Consider the following 14,679-nt stretch of genomic DNA (forward strand, 5'->3'; position numbering starts at 1 on the left):
TTATCCTACGTAGATATACTCGATAACCACATCACATAGTTGGTGATCCTTATCATAGCCAAAGTAAACAGGATAATTTCCATCTCCAAAACCAGACTGAATCATTGGAATAGTCAGGTCTGTATCTGGGATTTTAAAGTTTATCCAATCACCGCCTTCTCGCTGATATAGGGGATGTTCTATGGCATTTTGAGCAAAAATTTCCGCGAAGAAATCATCATAGATGTTCTTTTCAGGATTTTCTTGATACCATTTTTCTTCAAAATCACAGTAGGCATTTTTAGTCTCAACATCCACAATTGTTGCCAAGCCTGCATCGACTGAAAACCCAAAATAAGAATCTTCTTCAACCGAATCCAAGTTTTCAATACCAGTTAAGGCTTCATAGTAGACAACTGGGAGCTTATCTGTAAATTGAACTCTTGTTGCAACATACCGATAATGATCTTCTTCGATTTTGACTACTAAGGTTTTGAGGGGAAATGTTCCTTTTGGAACGGTCTCTAAATAGGGTTTTTCATTCCTACAGAGCCAGACCAAGGGATCCCTAACTAAAATTTCTCCACTTGGGAAGGTCACTTCCCCCATATCTAAGACAAAAACTTCCTTGTCGTCTATTTCTTTCATCTCAAAACATGCTGCATAATTGACAGACGAGGTCAAAATATGCTTGATTTCTTGGTATTTTTCCAACCATTCTTTCGAAACTTGAAGTTTTTCCATCGGTCTTTCCTTTCTCGTTTAAAACAAAGCTGTACTGGAGTTAAAATCGATTTAAATCGAATCTAAATAAACCACAAATCCATCTGGCAATATGACTTGCTGACCATCTTCAAACTGGCAATGACTCGCTAAATCAACTGAATCTCTGTCTAAAGTATATTTCTCAGAAGACTGATTAAAGATTGCTTGAACTTCTTTCCCTTGGTAGTTCCACTTCAAGGATAGGACATCTGGTTTCAATTCTTCCAAGCGATAATTTCCATGCTGAATCATACTTGCCACTTCCTTACGGACTTTGATTAATTTCTTCATGAAATTCAGCATATCATTGTCCTCAGACACACGGTCCCAAGGCATGACACGACGGCAGTCGGGATCTGGTCCACCTATTAATGCAAGCTCTGTTCCGTAATAGATACAAGGAGTCCCTTTTTGAAGGTAGAGGAAAGCTAGAGCAGCCTTGACATGTTGCACATTGCCTTTGGCAGTTGTGAGGATACGCTCTGTATCGTGAGAATCCAGAAGGTTAAACATCACTTCTGAGATTTGTTGCTTGTAGTACATTGACTGGCTATTGATTTCTGAAATGAACTGCTCTGTCTTTTTATGCTGGCGCAAGAAATAATCCTTGATACTTTCAGAGAGCGGATAGTTCATGACAGCATGGAATTCATCCCCTTTTAGCCAAGGCTGAGACGTATGCCAGATTTCACCTAATATATACAAATCAGGCTTTTTAGCGAGAACTGCCTTTCTAAAATCTTTCCAGAACTGATGGTCAATTTCATTGGCAACGTCCAAACGCCAAGCATCGATATCAAAATTCTCAATCCAGTAAGTTGCAACACTGAGAAGATAGTCTTTGACTTCAGGATTGGCTGTATTTAACTTAGGCATATAGCTAGCAAAGGCAAAAGTATGATAAGGGAGTTGTCTTGGATTCTGAAGTTTATCCTCAGTAACTGGAAATTCTTGGATATGGAACCAATCTTTATAAGGTGAATTTTCTCCGTTCTTCAGAACATCCTGCCATTGGGCTGACTGGTTGCCAATATGATTAAATACCGCATCTAGCATAATCTTGATACCCCGTTTGTGGGCTTCCTCGACTAGATTACGAAAGACTTCCTTGTCTCCAAAGTGACGGTCAATTTCAAAATAATCCGTCGTATCGTACTTGTGATTGGTTGTAGCTTCAAAAATCGGACATAGATAAAGTCCAGTGATTCCCAGGTCTTTAAGATAGTCTAAATGGTCGATAATCCCTTGTAAATCTCCACCAAAAAAATCATCCATGTTAGGTGCAATGACAGCATCCCACTCTCGAGCTCCATCTGGAGTTAGATTAGGATTTCCATTAGCAAAGCGTTCTGGAAAAATCTGATACCAAACGGTATTTGAAACCCAGTCAGGAACCTGGCAACCGTCAATTTCGTGAATATAAGGAAGCTTGAAACCATTTCCTTCAGCATCCAAGTTTTCTTGAGTATGTTCTACACAACCCTTATCTCCATAAAAGACACCTTGACCTTCTTTATCAAGGAGCTCAAAGAGATACTGAATCCGTGCAAAATCAACAGAGACCGTAACCTGCCAATAATCAAATAAAGCATCCGAGGTTACTTTAGTCATTTCTTTCTTGGCTTCATACTTATCCTCGATGAAGATAAAGGGATCTCCATAATGTAAAATGACCTGCTGGACATCATCTTTCTTGGTTCTGATTCGGATATGTAGCTGACCTTCTTTGTAAAGATATGCATACTCTGATTCTGGTCTATGATAAATGGCTGTCAATTCCATGTCTTATCTCCTAAATAATCTATCATCAACAAAAACACAAACGTTTTCATAACTAACAGAACTAGTATACTATTTAAAGATTCGATTTGCAATACTTGGTCAAATTTGACAAGAAAACACCTCAAAATGAATACTGCAGACTAACCAAGAAATTTCAGCACCTATCTATAAAAAGCTCTCAAACTCAGCCTCACAGCCTAGTCAATCCGACAAAGGGCAAGTTCTTTTAATCCTCTGTCGTACAGGAAGGTTAAACAAAAGTTGTCTGTTATATTTTGAAGCTTGTGTTTACTCATTCCTCTAGGCAAGGCTATATCGCACCATTCTCTTGTTGTCAGAGAAAATAGCTTTTGCTTGCCCTTCCAGTCATCATTCTTAAATAGAGGGCTCAGGATCAGATAAGGCGAATCCGTAAAGAGTCCATTGACACCAGCTTTTTTACCTGAAGCCTTTAAATGTTCAGATTCTAATAACTTTTCGATAATACGACCATCACTAGAGATTTTAACAAGAGCATAATAGTCCATGCCCCATTTATTGACAGAGGTTTGACTTTCTCCAGAGCTAAAGACATAGAGCTCTTGCTTCCAAGATTTCATACTATCAATTTTAGGACAAACATCAGAGCTCCTGTCGTGGTGATTTAACTCTTTTTTATCAATATGCGAATAAGTGGTCCACTTAGCCTGCTTTTTCTCCCTATCAAACTCTAAAAGGGCAAAGTTTCTTGCTTGGTTTGTATAAACTTGATCTTCAAAACACACGGGTATCTGGTCGCTATCTGATACGATTTGAAAATATCTCTCTTGTGCCTTTTTAGGAAGTATACTTTGCGGATCCTTTATGGCAATAATTTCTGGATGAGAAAAATCACCAGTACAATAGACCATTTCCCTGCCAGCCTTGATGATGCCAATATTTTGTCCATCTGTAAAGAGTAAAGGCTCTTCCTGCCAAACATGGTCACAATCCCAAGCATCTATCTCCTTCACTCCCAAAGGTGATACTTCAAGTAGACAGTAGCGATTAAAAGCTTCCTTCTCACTGGTCAAGACAAAAGCTCTACCATCATGTAACATGACAGAATTGAGAACACTATTGTAGTCCTTGTCTAGTTCCCATTTATTCAATAGACTTAACTTTAACTTCCCCATTTTCTCTCTCCTAATCCATCACCACTCGTTGATGGCAAATAGAATGGCTGATCTAATATTTCTTAGCAATTGATCTGAAAGTTCATCGTATACTTGACCCAGTCCCTTATCTTGTGCCCGCCATCCAGGTTCATCATTCCAGGAGCCCATTCCTCCAAAAACATCCGCTGCACTTGCAGCTCTAAATATGCTTAGATGTTGCGGTGGAATTTGAGGTTCTGCCAGTCCTTTACCAGATTCTGGGTCTAGCAAAAAGTTTCTAGCAGAGTGAAAGACTTTTGCAAAGTTCTCACATTCAATTTTAATTGCTAAATCTTCTATACGAGCCAATATGTCCTTAAATTCTTCGATATTATTTTCATAGTGGGGAAGGTCTTGAGAAGACCTTTCCCATTCATACTCAGTGTAGGTAACATCCCAGCCCCTTCCTGGGGAAGCAACGTCCCAATTTGGTAGGAAATAACTTGCCTTCCCATCTTCATAAAAACAGAGAATTGAACTCTGTGTCGTATTGGAGAAACCTAAAATACCTCTGTCATTTACTGAGATAGGGCAAAATAATTTTAAGTCCTTCAAACCTTTTTCCTTAAGATTTTCAAACCAATCAGCTACAGAAAGTTCTGTAGTTTCCCCATTTTCTAACGGCAAAATTTGAAAGCTCAACTTATTTGTATATTTTTCAGGCTTATAGCATATTTCTTTACCACTTTTTAAAGCCTTCCTAGCTGCTGCCACGATACAGGCTATCTGATACATTTGTCCATTCATATGATTTCATCCATTATCCCTTCAATCAAATTTGTAAGGCTCTCTGCTGCATAGATTACCTGATCAGGATCATGGATGTAGCAAATAATCTGCCCTTCCTGACCCTCTCGGTCTGGATCAAAATCAAGCATAAGATAACAAGAGTCACAATACTGAGCAAAAGGAAGCCATTTTTTATTAAAAAAATAGGGCTTAATTCTACTATCATGCATGTTTTCTAGGTCTTGACTAGAAAAATAGTCGGGAAATTCTGTTAACAGAGCATCTCTATTTTGAAAGTACTTTTTACAAGTCTCAATTTCCTGTAGACTCATGAGAGAAAAAGTCAGCTCTCTCTGGTCAATTACACAAGGTAAAATAGAGAGGTATTTACTCCCATTTTTGTAGCTATAAAGCTCTTTGAAGTCACTAGGTAGACGAATGCCAAATATTTCCTCAAAGGCTTGAAGTTCTTCCTCAGAAGCACCAGAAATGCCCTGATAATCTTCCAGATATCCTTCCTCTACAGGATCATCCAAATCCCAGTCTTCAAAACACTCACAAATATAAGTTTCTATTTTTTTAACTTGGTCAATTAGTTGCATAAGAGCCCCCTTTTTGATTTCTCTTAACCTTCAAGAATTTCTTGTAAGTATCTAGACATATTGCAGATAAATTCTTTAAAGCTACAAATATCACTTATAGTTTCGTGTTCCTCATCGTAAAAAGCTACTTTATTTGTCTTTGGATGCCAAATGAGATAGATATGAGTATAATCTCCGGTTGACCGTGAAATACGGAGAAATTTTTTACGACCTTTTTTTAAGGGAATTGTTTGCATGAGAGGGAAAAATTCTATCCACTTAAAATCACAGTTAGTAAGTTCAAAATATAAGTCTTGACTCATGAGAAAATCGGTAAGTTCCCGAGGCAGTTTAAATGGTTTAAGTTCATCCAATTTATTGCGTAAATTATGAAATTCTACTGGCTCTAGTTTTTGAAAGTATTCTGCCATCTCTTGATCCCCCTTTTCGATAGCGATACTATAAGGTCTCATACCATCTTTTTCAGTGAGAGTCACGTCCGCCCCGTGCTCTACAAGGTATTTACACATATCTAGGTCAACATATCTTGCAGCTACACAGAGAGGCGTTGGCTTAAAGGGATAAACCGAGTCGGAGGCATTATAGTTTATATCAACTCCATTTTTAATAAAAAAATCTAGCACCTGATAATTTCTATCTGCAACGGCTCTCCTAAATGCTTTTCCGCCATATTTTTCGACACTATGTCCTAATGCATGGATAATAGCTAGATTATCAAATTTATTGCCAAATAAGGCTTCTTGAAAGGCTTCCGACTTTACAGCATTTACACTATGAATCTTTGCTCCATGTTCCATAAGATACTTGATGAACGTACCATCACAATACCTGACAGCCAACAAAAATGAAGGGTTATTTTTTACATTTAAATGAGCCCCCTTTTCCACTAGCCATTTTAGGGAGTCAAAATTTCCTGTAATCAAGGATAAATCAATTGGGCTTAGAGAGGTATACTTGCTGATTTCTATTTCTTGGTCAATATCCCAACCACTTGCAAGATATTGGTCTAAGGCCAAGGTGTCTCCCTCTATGATGTCCTTAACAAGTTGTGGAACCGATTTAAATTCTCCAATATTTTTTAATGTAATCATTGTCAAACTCTTATTCTTTTTAACGCTTGTAACTTGGTTCTTTTAAGTCAATTGGTTTAGGATTTTGCTTTATCCAAGCAAGAGCCAATTGGCAGAGACGGTCTAGACTGGCTTCATCATCATTCTCTTTGCTATGGATTTGCGCAATGGCTTGCTTGATTTCTTCTAATTCAGTGTCTGAAAGTGGAGTTCCTAGAGAAAGATAGTGAGGCAAAGCCTGTAGAATCTTGCGGTAGTCTCTGTCCCAGTTGGCCCCTCCATTACGATCCAGTTCATCTCGAACGCGCCCTGGTATGCGGATGACTTCGCCCTGAACAGTTTTTGCAGCTCCTATAGAAGGAATCAAAAAGGACCATAGTTCCTCATATTGCTCCTCCCAGGATCCTTCTACTAGCTTAATCGGAGAAACTCCATCATGGGTTATTCGTTTAGCTACTGGCTTGACATCAAAGAGCTCATAGAGTTTTGCTAATCCTTTATCTGCAGCCTCTATGTAGTCAGGATGGATACTTTCTCGATGAAATTCAAAATCCTTGCCAATATTTTCAACTTTTTCTTTCATAGCAGAAGTTTTCTTAGCGCCAGCATCCAGCAGCATAGAGGCAATTTCAGCTGTTTGGGCAATATAGATTCCCCGACAGACCATCAAGACTGAAGCTAGTGGGGTTCTTCCCATATCATTTTTAGCATTGACATCTGCTCCCTTATCAATCAAAAGTTTGACAGTCTTAGGATGGAAAAACTCAGCTGCTACATGTAGTGGGGTCTCACCATAGGTATTAGTTTTTCCAATATCTGCCCCCAATTCAAGCAAGAGTTTTACAGTATCTCTCCCCATGGTTGCTTGACGGTACAAAGGAGTCGCTCCATAATAATCAGGGATATTGATATCCAAGCCCTGTTCGACAAGCCAGATAACCAATTCATCCGGGATTCCTCCCATATGCAGAGGTGTACATAAGCTAAATCTTCCATCATGAGCGGTTAATTCACAACGGTCATAGACTGCTTTAAGGGCTTCAATATTTCCTTCATCCATTAAATCCTTAAACTCTTTTGGTAATGTAACTCTTTTCTTTGCCATTTTTAGTTCCTTTCTTCTGATTCAGCATCTAGGGCAAGCCAATGAAGATTGTCAACAGTTTTCAAAGTCAGGACTTGTCCATCATAATCATTTTTCAACTCAAGACCGTTTTGCTCAATAGATATATGATTGTACCAGTGGTCTAGGCTGGCGTATTCCCCCGTATGAATGTTGATGAGCATACTCGTTATGTGATCCCAAGTCCCTTTCTTAACTGTTTCTGCTAAGAGGTAGTAAGCATCTAAAAATATGAGATTTCTCCCATAGATCCAAAAGGGCAGATCAAGCCCCAACAAAGGCAACTTGGCAGAAAAAATCTCATCACCGTGTGGTGGAACGGTTTCATAATGAAATTCTATCTCACTGCCATAATAGGCAATCAAGGCTCCCTGACTTCCGATATTTTGAGGAATCCCTTCCTCAGCTACAATAAATTCCATGACCTGCTCCTTCTATCTTGACTTCATAATCTTCTACTATAGATATACTTTTAGTTATGTTAGACTCGGAGTTTATTCTGTCTTTAATCTGCTTTCTTATCTCAATTATACTCCAAAACTATCAAATAGAGATAAACTACCAGTATGTTCAAGGATTATTTTTGATGTACAACTCCTCCTAATTAAAGTAAAAAGCCATTCCTCAAGGGAACAGCTTTATCACTTATAATTAAAGGTTTCTCCAGCCAACTTATCTGCTAGCTTAGGAAAGAGGGTGTAAAACTTGTGTGCTAGATTGAGCAAGATTGGGAGATTGAGCTCGCGTTTGTTTTTACCTATGGTCTTAACGATCTTTTGCGCGACAGCATCTGGTTCCAATAGAAAACGGTCAACCGACTTGAGATAGGTCCCATCTGGGTCTGCCTGGTCAAAAAATCCTGTACGGATGGGTCCTGGATTGACCGTTGTCACATAGACACCATAGGGCATGAGCTCAAGGCGAAGAGCATTTGAAAAACCGATGGCCGCAAACTTGGTCGCAGAGTATAGACTGGACTTGCTAGTCGCTATCAATCCTGCCATACTGACGATATTGATGATATGACCTTTTCGCATTTCCTTCATGCGAGAAGCAACCAAACGAGATAGATTCATGAGAGCAAAGGTGTTAACCTCAAACATTTGATGAATATCTTGATTAGAAATCTTGTCAAAATCCTCAAAAATCCCATAACCAGCGTTGTTAATCAAAACATCAATCTTACCATAACGGAGATAGAGGTCAGCTACCAATCCTTCTAAGGCTTGCTCATCGGTAATATCAATCTCGACCAATTCTGCCTGTGGATGATTTCCGTATAGTTGAGCTAATTTTTCCTTATTTCTACCTAGCAAAATGAGTTGGTCTTGAGGCAAGAGTTTGACCATTTCTTGGGCTAGACCACCACTTGCTCCTGTAATGAGAATAGTAGACATACTTTTCCTTTCTCGAGATTCTAGATTTCCACTTCTTCTAGATCTTTAACCACATGGACATTTTCAAAGACACTAGCAGCGTCTTTCTTGAGCTGGCTGATATCTTTTGAGAGGAAACGGGCACTGATGTGGTTGAGCAAAAGCCGTTTGGCACCTGCTTCTACTGCGACCTGCGCTGCCTGCATATTGGTTGAGTGACCATGATTACGAGCAATCTTCTCATCACCCTTGCCATAAGTTGATTCATGGACAAGGACATCCGCATTGACAGCCAGACGCACACTGGCATCCGTTTTTCGAGTATCACCCAAGATAGTGATAATCTTACCTGGACGTGGAGCTGAGATGTAGTCTGCTGCCTTGATCTCGGTGCCGTCCTCTAATACAACATCCTGACCGTTTTTGATTTTTCCAAAAAGCGGTCCAAATGGTACACCAGCAGCCTTTAGTTTTTCAGCGTCCAAGGTCCCTTCTAGATCCTTTTGCATGACACGATAACCCACACAGAAAATAGTGTGATCCAACTCTTCCGCATACACCGTGAATTTATCTGTTTCAAGAATTTTCCCTAGAGAATCTTGGTCAAATTCATGGAAATGAATCTTATAAGGCAGGCGTGAACCTGACACACGTAGACTGGTCAAGACAAAAGATTTGATACCTTGGGGACCATAGATTTCCAAATCTGTCTGCTCTTCATTGGCTTGAAAGGCACGACTAGAGAGAAAACCAGGCAAACCAAAAATATGATCTCCATGTAAGTGTGTAATAAAGATTTTGCTGACCTTACGTGGTCGAATCGTGGTTTCCAGAATGCGATTTTGCGTTCCTTCGCCACAGTCAAAGAGCCAGACTTCGTTAATCTCGTCCAAGAGTTTCAGAGCGAGACTTGAAACGTTGCGGGCTTTAGAGGGCTGACCAGCCCCTGTTCCTAAAAATTGAATATCCATTCGATACTTTCTAATTAATCAATATATAACATAGCGGTACGGTTTTCCGAGCGGTAATAAAACTTGCCAGAAAAAGCTCTAGCTTCTTGCAGTAAATCCTCTTGGCTATATCCCTTAAGTCGCTTTCTTCCATCTGCCAAGGTTTCCAAATCTGTCAAGGCTGTGAGATTTTCCACGCTAACAACTTCCTCGTCCCCGACAGACTTCAAGTAAATCTTTTCAGACTCTTCAAAGACCAACTGATGAGGAAAAATTTGCGCAATCTCAAAGAGTAATTCATCCGTAATTGCTTCCTCGTTCTCTGAGAAAATGCGACCAAGACCTTCTTTCTCGTAGCAAAATCCAAAGGATTTACCAGATAGATTGAGGCGAATAAAGGGCTTGCTTTCCAAAGCGAAACTTGGCTCAGCATTATAGAGGTTTAATTCTTTACTGACTTCCGCAAAATAATCGGTCGCAGCCTCGGGGCTCTTTTTCTGATAGAGCTCGGCAAAGTAGGCATTCACTACGCTGGGTGGAGGAGTGATAAGGGCTAGCTGTTCCTCTTCAGACCTACCAGCTAAAAGCTGGTCCAGATAGACCTTGTCTAGACTTGTATAGCCACCATACTTAAGTGCCAAAGTTTTGATATCAGTCATAAAATTCCTCTAATCTCCATTTGTTTCTCTCTGCAATGTAGCCTCTGATGACTTCTCCATCATCTTGGTAGTCACGTTCTTCAAGAATCGCAACACTTTCTAAATCATGAATCTTGTAAGATTTAGCAAAAGGCACGCGCAGGGTAAATACTTCAAAAATTTCCTTGATCTTATCCAGCAGTAAAGCCTGCAACTGTTCTCGACTATCCTTAGATTTAGCAGAAATCAGTGCATACGGTGTTTGAGTAGGTGTGAAATCCTCCACCAAATCCGCTTTATTATAAAGGATTAAGCGAGGAATATCCTCCATGTCCAAGTCTTTCATGATGGAGAGGACCGTTTTTTCATGTTCCTCATGGTAGGGATTGCTGGCATCGATCACATGGACCAGGAGATCTACATGCTTGCTTTCTTCTAGGGTTGATTTAAAACTCGACACCAACTCTGTCGGTAGGTCTTGAATAAATCCAACGGTATCTGTCAAGGTTACCTGTAGATTGCCACCAAGATGGATGCTCTTAGTCGTCGCATCCAGAGTCGCAAAGAGCTCATCTGCTTCATATTGGGTCTTGCTAGTCAAGGTGTTCATGATAGTTGACTTACCAGCATTGGTATAGCCAATCAAGCCAATCTTAAAGGTACTTGACTCCAAACGTTTTTCTCGAACTGTCGCTCGATTTTTCTCAACTACCTTGAGTTGACATTCGATATCTGTAATCTGGTTGCGAACACTACGACGATTCAGCTCCAGTTGACTTTCACCTGGACCACGGGAACCAATCCCCCCTGCCTGACGGCTGAGCATAATCCCCTGACCAACCAAACGAGGCAAAAGGTATTTGAGTTGAGCTAGATGCACTTGGAGTTTGCCTTCATGACTTCGAGCTCTCATGGCAAAGATATCCAAAATCAACTGCATACGGTCAATGACCTTGACACCTAAGACTTCCTCTAAATTGACATTTTGACGAGGAGTCAGACGGTTATTGACGATGACTGTCGTGATTTCTTCTGCGTCCACCATTTGAGCAATTTCTTCCAACTTACCAGTTCCGACAAAGGTCTTGGAGTCGTATTTTTCTCGTTTTTGTCTGTAACTATCGACTACGACTGCACCAGCCGTCTTAGCCAGACTAGCCAGCTCTTCCATGGAGAGGTCAAAATTATCCATGCCCTGGAGTTCAACACCAACCAGCAGGACCCGCTCCTCTTTTTTCTCCGTTTCAATCATTTAAAAACTCCTCAATCTGGTTTAAAATACGGTCTGTCACACCAGATTCTCCTATTTGATAAAAGGTCACCTGCATACGATTACGAAACCAGGTTAGCTGACGCTTGGCAAAACGACGGGTCGCCTGTTTGAGACTGTCACTAGCCTCCTCCAGGCTCTGCTCCCCACGAAAATAAGGAAAGAGTTCCTTGTAGCCAATCCCTTTAGCAGCCTGCACATCTGGATAATGGTCAAACAACCACTTAGCTTCATCCAATAGTCCAGCTTCAAACATTAAATCCACACGGTGGTTAATCCGTTCATACAATTGACAACGCTCATCATCCAAGCAAATAATCAGAGGTTCATACAAGGTCTCTTGATTTTCCAAGTCTTGAGCAAAATGGGCAATTTCCAAGGCACGCATGGCACGACGACGATTAAACTGGGGAATTTCAAGGCCTATTTGCTCTACAAGATGGGCTAACTCCTCATCTGAAAAAGGATCTAGACTAGCACGATAAGCTAAAATCTCCTCATGAGGTGTCTCCCCACCTAAATGATATCCTTCTAGCAGACTCTGGATATAAAGTCCTGTCCCACCTGCAATAATAGCGAGCTTACCTCGACTTTGAATATCCTCAATGGCCGCCTTAGCTTCTGAAACAAAATCAAAAGCCGAGTAAGACTCGGTTACTTCTCTCACATCAATCAAATGATGAGGGACAGTTGCCTGCTCCTCTGGACTAGCCTTGGCTGTCCCAATATCTAGTCCTCGATAGACTTGTTGGCTATCTCCACTAACTACTTCGCCATTAAAATGCTTAGCAACTTCAATGGCTAGAGCTGTTTTTCCAACTGCAGTCGGTCCAACAATCACAATTATTTTTGTTTTCATCTTTTTTCCTTGAAAAATTCCCATTTTTTCGTTACTATTATTATATCACAAAAAGGTCAGTCAGAAAAATGCGACCTCTTGAGGTAGCTGGCTGATTTATAAGTTAAAGGAGGAATACTCATGGCTAAAGGATTCGCTAAAGGTCTTGTAACAGGTATTGCAGGAACTGTCGCTGCAGTTGCAGGTGCAGTATACGCAGTTAAAAAGAAAGTGATCGAACCAGAAGAACAAAAAGCAGCTTTCATCGAAGAAAACCGTAAGAAAGCAGCGCGTCGTCGCGTATCACACTAAGCAACAAAAGAAGTTGAGATTTTTTCTCAACTTCTTTTTTTCTATATTTATACTCAATAATAACCAAATAGGAAACTAGGAATCTAGCCTGATTTTTAGAGAGTATTAAATTGCCAAGTCAAACTTCAACTGTGGCTTGACTGGATCATAATCAACCAGCTCAAAATCCTCTGCTTTAATATCAAAGAAGTTGGTCTTGTCTGGTACATTCAAGACCAAACGTGGTTGGCAATTTGAAGGCTCACGACGAAGCAATTCCTGAGCTTGTTCAAATTGATTGTCATAAATGTGAAGGTTATTGATAAAGTAGAAGAATTTCCCAACCTTCCATCCAAAATGTTTAGCAATCATCATCTGAAGCGCCACATACTGCATGGCATTGATGTGGTGAGCTACTAGCATATCATTAGAACGCTGGATCAAGGTTGCATCCAGATAAATTTCCCCATCTACTCGACGGACATCAAACATAGTCTGAAATGCGCATGGAAGAAGTCCATCTGTCTCCTCAAAAGCCTGATAATCCCAAAGTGAAATGATATTGCGACGGTTCCAAGGATTGGCTTCTAACTGTTTGAGAATCTTGTTAATGATATCATGTTTCTTAACAACAGCCCCATAACGTTCGCCGATTGTCCCTGTATCTCCCACTTCCCAATCATTCCAGTAGTGAACATTGTACTTGTCATTGAGTACTTCCAAACTATTGGTCTGGTCTTGGTAGATCCAAAGTACTTCCTTGATAGCTGATTTGATTGCGATGGGGCGCAAGGTCGTGATGGGAAATTCCCCCTTAGACAAGTCATACTCCGCAAAAGCACCTGTGATGTACTTGGAGTTAGCCACTGTTCCATCCTTATACTTAGGACGAGCTTGCTCGGAAAACACACCCTCATTCAAGATTCGCTCGATATTTTCTTTAAAAATCGTGTCTGCTTTTGTCATTTCGTTTCACCTCATTCATTGTCCTAACTAGTATAGCATAAAAAAAGAAAGGAGGAAAATCACTCGCTTACGGAAAGCAATTTTCTCCTTTTTATGTTTATTTATTGCAATACAAGTGATGCTGCTCCGATAACTCCAGCGTCATTTCCTAGAGTAGCAAGAGCCAACTTAGTTGTTGTGCGAACTTGTGGGAAGGTATTTTCATCATAAATCTTTTGCACGCCTTGGAGAAGGAATTCTCCCGCAGCTGATACACCACCACCGATAACAATTGTTGATGGGTTTAGGATTGAACCGATGTTAGCACATGCAATACCCAAGTAACGTGAGAAGTTACGGTAAACGATCAAAGCAAGGTCGTCCCCTTCTTTTGCCAAATCAAAGACAGTTTTAGCTGTTACTTCTTCTCCGTCATCAATCAAGCGTTTCAACTCTGCATCGCCTTCGTACTCATCTGCATAACGACGAGTCAAGTTAACAATACCTGTTGCTGAAGCTACTGTCTCAAGACAGCCTTTTTTACCACAAGTACATGCGATTGGTTGATCAAAGTCAACTGTGATGTGTCCAAGTTCACCAGCAGCACCAGCAACACCGTGGAGTAATTTTCCTTCTGCCACGATACCGCCACCAACACCTGTACCAAGTGTCATAAAGACAACGTCTGGTTGGTTTTCACCAGCACCCATCCAACGCTCACCAAGAGCTGCCACGTTGGCGTCGTTGTCAATGAAGAATGGAATACCCAAGGCTTTTTCCATTTTTTCTTTGATTGGTTGAAGAGTTTTCCAGTTCAAGTTGTAGGCACCGATAACAGTCCCTTTTTCACGGTCAACCACACCAGGTGACCCCATACCAATTCCACGGAAATCTTCAGCAGACAATCCAAGCAAGCCCAATCGGTGTTGAATAGTTTCAATCATATCGTCTACGATATGGCTTCCTTCATCCAAAATGTTTGTCTTAATAGACCATTTTTCTTGGATTTCTCCTTCTTGCGTTAAAATAGCGAACTTGATAGAAGTTCCACCAAGGTCAATCCCAATAATCTTTTGACTCATCGTCTTCTCCTTATCCTTAATTGAAAATGCTTACAGTACTAGTATAACAAAATCTGCCCATCAG

At 40.4% G+C, this 14,679-nt stretch carries 16 protein-coding genes; 1 reads left to right on the forward strand and 15 read right to left on the reverse strand.

Annotated features, from left to right (window positions below; all coding sequences use genetic code 11):
* From AAFQ93_RS09005 to miaA, 13 genes are all read right to left on the reverse strand, one after another.
* Positions 1-723 carry a DUF4241 domain-containing protein gene (locus tag AAFQ93_RS09005; RefSeq protein ID WP_375555222.1) on the reverse strand — a complete coding sequence of 241 codons (723 nt, stop codon included), beginning with the start codon at positions 721-723 and terminating at the stop codon, positions 1-3.
* Between the two features lie 51 nt (positions 724-774).
* Positions 775-2,526 (reverse strand): glycoside hydrolase family 13 protein, encoded by a 1,752-nt coding sequence (locus tag AAFQ93_RS09010; RefSeq protein ID WP_375555223.1) that lies wholly within the window; start codon positions 2,524-2,526, stop codon positions 775-777.
* A 197-nt stretch (positions 2,527-2,723) separates the two neighbouring features.
* The gene (locus AAFQ93_RS09015) at positions 2,724-3,680 is read right to left on the reverse strand and encodes a hypothetical protein (RefSeq protein ID WP_375555224.1); all 957 of its coding nucleotides are present in this window, start codon (positions 3,678-3,680) and stop codon (positions 2,724-2,726) included.
* 18 nt (positions 3,681-3,698) lie between these two features.
* Positions 3,699-4,448, reverse strand: a complete 750-nt coding sequence (locus AAFQ93_RS09020; RefSeq protein WP_375555225.1) for a hypothetical protein — start codon at positions 4,446-4,448, stop codon at positions 3,699-3,701.
* Positions 4,445-5,032, reverse strand: coding sequence for an SMI1/KNR4 family protein (locus AAFQ93_RS09025; protein ID WP_375555226.1), 588 nt, complete (start codon positions 5,030-5,032; stop codon positions 4,445-4,447). The genes AAFQ93_RS09020 and AAFQ93_RS09025 overlap by 4 nt, the downstream gene beginning before the upstream one ends.
* Positions 5,033-5,055: 23 nt before the next feature.
* Positions 5,056-6,123, reverse strand: coding sequence for an ankyrin repeat domain-containing protein (locus tag AAFQ93_RS09030; RefSeq protein WP_375555227.1), 1,068 nt, complete (start codon positions 6,121-6,123; stop codon positions 5,056-5,058).
* 19 nt (positions 6,124-6,142) lie between these two features.
* Positions 6,143-7,207 carry an ankyrin repeat domain-containing protein gene (locus AAFQ93_RS09035; protein ID WP_375555228.1) on the reverse strand — a complete coding sequence of 355 codons (1,065 nt, stop codon included), beginning with the start codon at positions 7,205-7,207 and terminating at the stop codon, positions 6,143-6,145.
* Positions 7,208-7,209: 2 nt separating this feature from the next.
* On the reverse strand, positions 7,210-7,647 hold the full coding sequence (locus tag AAFQ93_RS09040) for a hypothetical protein (RefSeq protein WP_375555229.1): 438 nt from the start codon (positions 7,645-7,647) through the stop codon (positions 7,210-7,212).
* 219 nt (positions 7,648-7,866) lie between these two features.
* On the reverse strand, positions 7,867-8,622 hold the full coding sequence (locus AAFQ93_RS09045) for an SDR family NAD(P)-dependent oxidoreductase (RefSeq protein ID WP_375555230.1): 756 nt from the start codon (positions 8,620-8,622) through the stop codon (positions 7,867-7,869).
* A 20-nt stretch (positions 8,623-8,642) separates the two neighbouring features.
* Positions 8,643-9,572: a ribonuclease Z gene (gene rnz, locus AAFQ93_RS09050; RefSeq protein WP_375555231.1), complete on the reverse strand. Its 930-nt coding sequence runs from the start codon at positions 9,570-9,572 to the stop codon at positions 8,643-8,645.
* Positions 9,573-9,586: 14 nt separating this feature from the next.
* On the reverse strand, positions 9,587-10,210 hold the full coding sequence (locus AAFQ93_RS09055; RefSeq protein WP_375555232.1) for a cystathionine beta-lyase: 624 nt from the start codon (positions 10,208-10,210) through the stop codon (positions 9,587-9,589).
* Complete coding sequence (gene hflX / locus AAFQ93_RS09060) at positions 10,203-11,441, reverse strand: GTPase HflX (RefSeq protein WP_375555233.1); 1,239 nt, start codon at positions 11,439-11,441, stop codon at positions 10,203-10,205. The genes AAFQ93_RS09055 and hflX overlap by 8 nt, the downstream gene beginning before the upstream one ends.
* Positions 11,434-12,318, reverse strand: a complete 885-nt coding sequence (gene miaA / locus AAFQ93_RS09065; RefSeq protein ID WP_375555234.1) for a tRNA (adenosine(37)-N6)-dimethylallyltransferase MiaA — start codon at positions 12,316-12,318, stop codon at positions 11,434-11,436. The genes hflX and miaA overlap by 8 nt, the downstream gene beginning before the upstream one ends.
* A 120-nt stretch (positions 12,319-12,438) precedes the next feature.
* Here miaA and AAFQ93_RS09070 point away from each other — a divergent pair, with 120 nt between their 5' ends.
* Positions 12,439-12,609 carry a DUF3042 family protein gene (locus AAFQ93_RS09070; RefSeq protein WP_001051776.1) on the forward strand — a complete coding sequence of 57 codons (171 nt, stop codon included), beginning with the start codon at positions 12,439-12,441 and terminating at the stop codon, positions 12,607-12,609.
* Positions 12,610-12,714: 105 nt separating this feature from the next.
* Here the strand turns inward: AAFQ93_RS09070 and AAFQ93_RS09075 are convergent, their stop codons facing one another.
* The gene (locus AAFQ93_RS09075) at positions 12,715-13,554 is read right to left on the reverse strand and encodes a thymidylate synthase (protein WP_375555235.1); all 840 of its coding nucleotides are present in this window, start codon (positions 13,552-13,554) and stop codon (positions 12,715-12,717) included.
* Positions 13,555-13,655: 101 nt separating this feature from the next.
* Entirely contained in the window at positions 13,656-14,615 is a 960-nt protein-coding gene (locus tag AAFQ93_RS09080) for an ROK family glucokinase (protein WP_375555236.1), read from the reverse strand.
* Positions 14,616-14,679: the final 64 nt, after the last annotated feature.

Source organism: Streptococcus nidrosiense, assembly GCF_042140045.1.
Lineage (GTDB): Bacteria > Bacillota > Bacilli > Lactobacillales > Streptococcaceae > Streptococcus > Streptococcus nidrosiense.

Bases quoted from the DNA above. Each gene is read 5' to 3' on its own strand.
- AAFQ93_RS09045 (WP_375555230.1), bottom strand. From the start codon at position 8,622: ATGTCTACTATTCTCATTACAGGAGCAAGTGGTGGTCTAGCCCAAGAA.
- AAFQ93_RS09005 (WP_375555222.1), bottom strand. From the start codon at position 723: ATGGAAAAACTTCAAGTTTCGAAAGAATGGTTGGAAAAATACCAAGAA.
- AAFQ93_RS09015 (WP_375555224.1), bottom strand. From the start codon at position 3,680: ATGGGGAAGTTAAAGTTAAGTCTATTGAATAAATGGGAACTAGACAAG.
- AAFQ93_RS09070 (WP_001051776.1), top strand. From the start codon at position 12,439: ATGGCTAAAGGATTCGCTAAAGGTCTTGTAACAGGTATTGCAGGAACT.
- AAFQ93_RS09025 (WP_375555226.1), bottom strand. From the start codon at position 5,032: ATGCAACTAATTGACCAAGTTAAAAAAATAGAAACTTATATTTGTGAG.
- AAFQ93_RS09030 (WP_375555227.1), bottom strand. From the start codon at position 6,123: ATGATTACATTAAAAAATATTGGAGAATTTAAATCGGTTCCACAACTT.
- AAFQ93_RS09055 (WP_375555232.1), bottom strand. From the start codon at position 10,210: ATGACTGATATCAAAACTTTGGCACTTAAGTATGGTGGCTATACAAGT.
- rnz (WP_375555231.1), bottom strand. From the start codon at position 9,572: ATGGATATTCAATTTTTAGGAACAGGGGCTGGTCAGCCCTCTAAAGCC.
- miaA (WP_375555234.1), bottom strand. From the start codon at position 12,318: ATGAAAACAAAAATAATTGTGATTGTTGGACCGACTGCAGTTGGAAAA.
- AAFQ93_RS09035 (WP_375555228.1), bottom strand. From the start codon at position 7,207: ATGGCAAAGAAAAGAGTTACATTACCAAAAGAGTTTAAGGATTTAATG.
- AAFQ93_RS09020 (WP_375555225.1), bottom strand. From the start codon at position 4,448: ATGAATGGACAAATGTATCAGATAGCCTGTATCGTGGCAGCAGCTAGG.
- hflX (WP_375555233.1), bottom strand. From the start codon at position 11,441: ATGATTGAAACGGAGAAAAAAGAGGAGCGGGTCCTGCTGGTTGGTGTT.
- AAFQ93_RS09010 (WP_375555223.1), bottom strand. From the start codon at position 2,526: ATGGAATTGACAGCCATTTATCATAGACCAGAATCAGAGTATGCATAT.
- AAFQ93_RS09080 (WP_375555236.1), bottom strand. From the start codon at position 14,615: ATGAGTCAAAAGATTATTGGGATTGACCTTGGTGGAACTTCTATCAAG.
- AAFQ93_RS09040 (WP_375555229.1), bottom strand. From the start codon at position 7,647: ATGGAATTTATTGTAGCTGAGGAAGGGATTCCTCAAAATATCGGAAGT.
- AAFQ93_RS09075 (WP_375555235.1), bottom strand. From the start codon at position 13,554: ATGACAAAAGCAGACACGATTTTTAAAGAAAATATCGAGCGAATCTTG.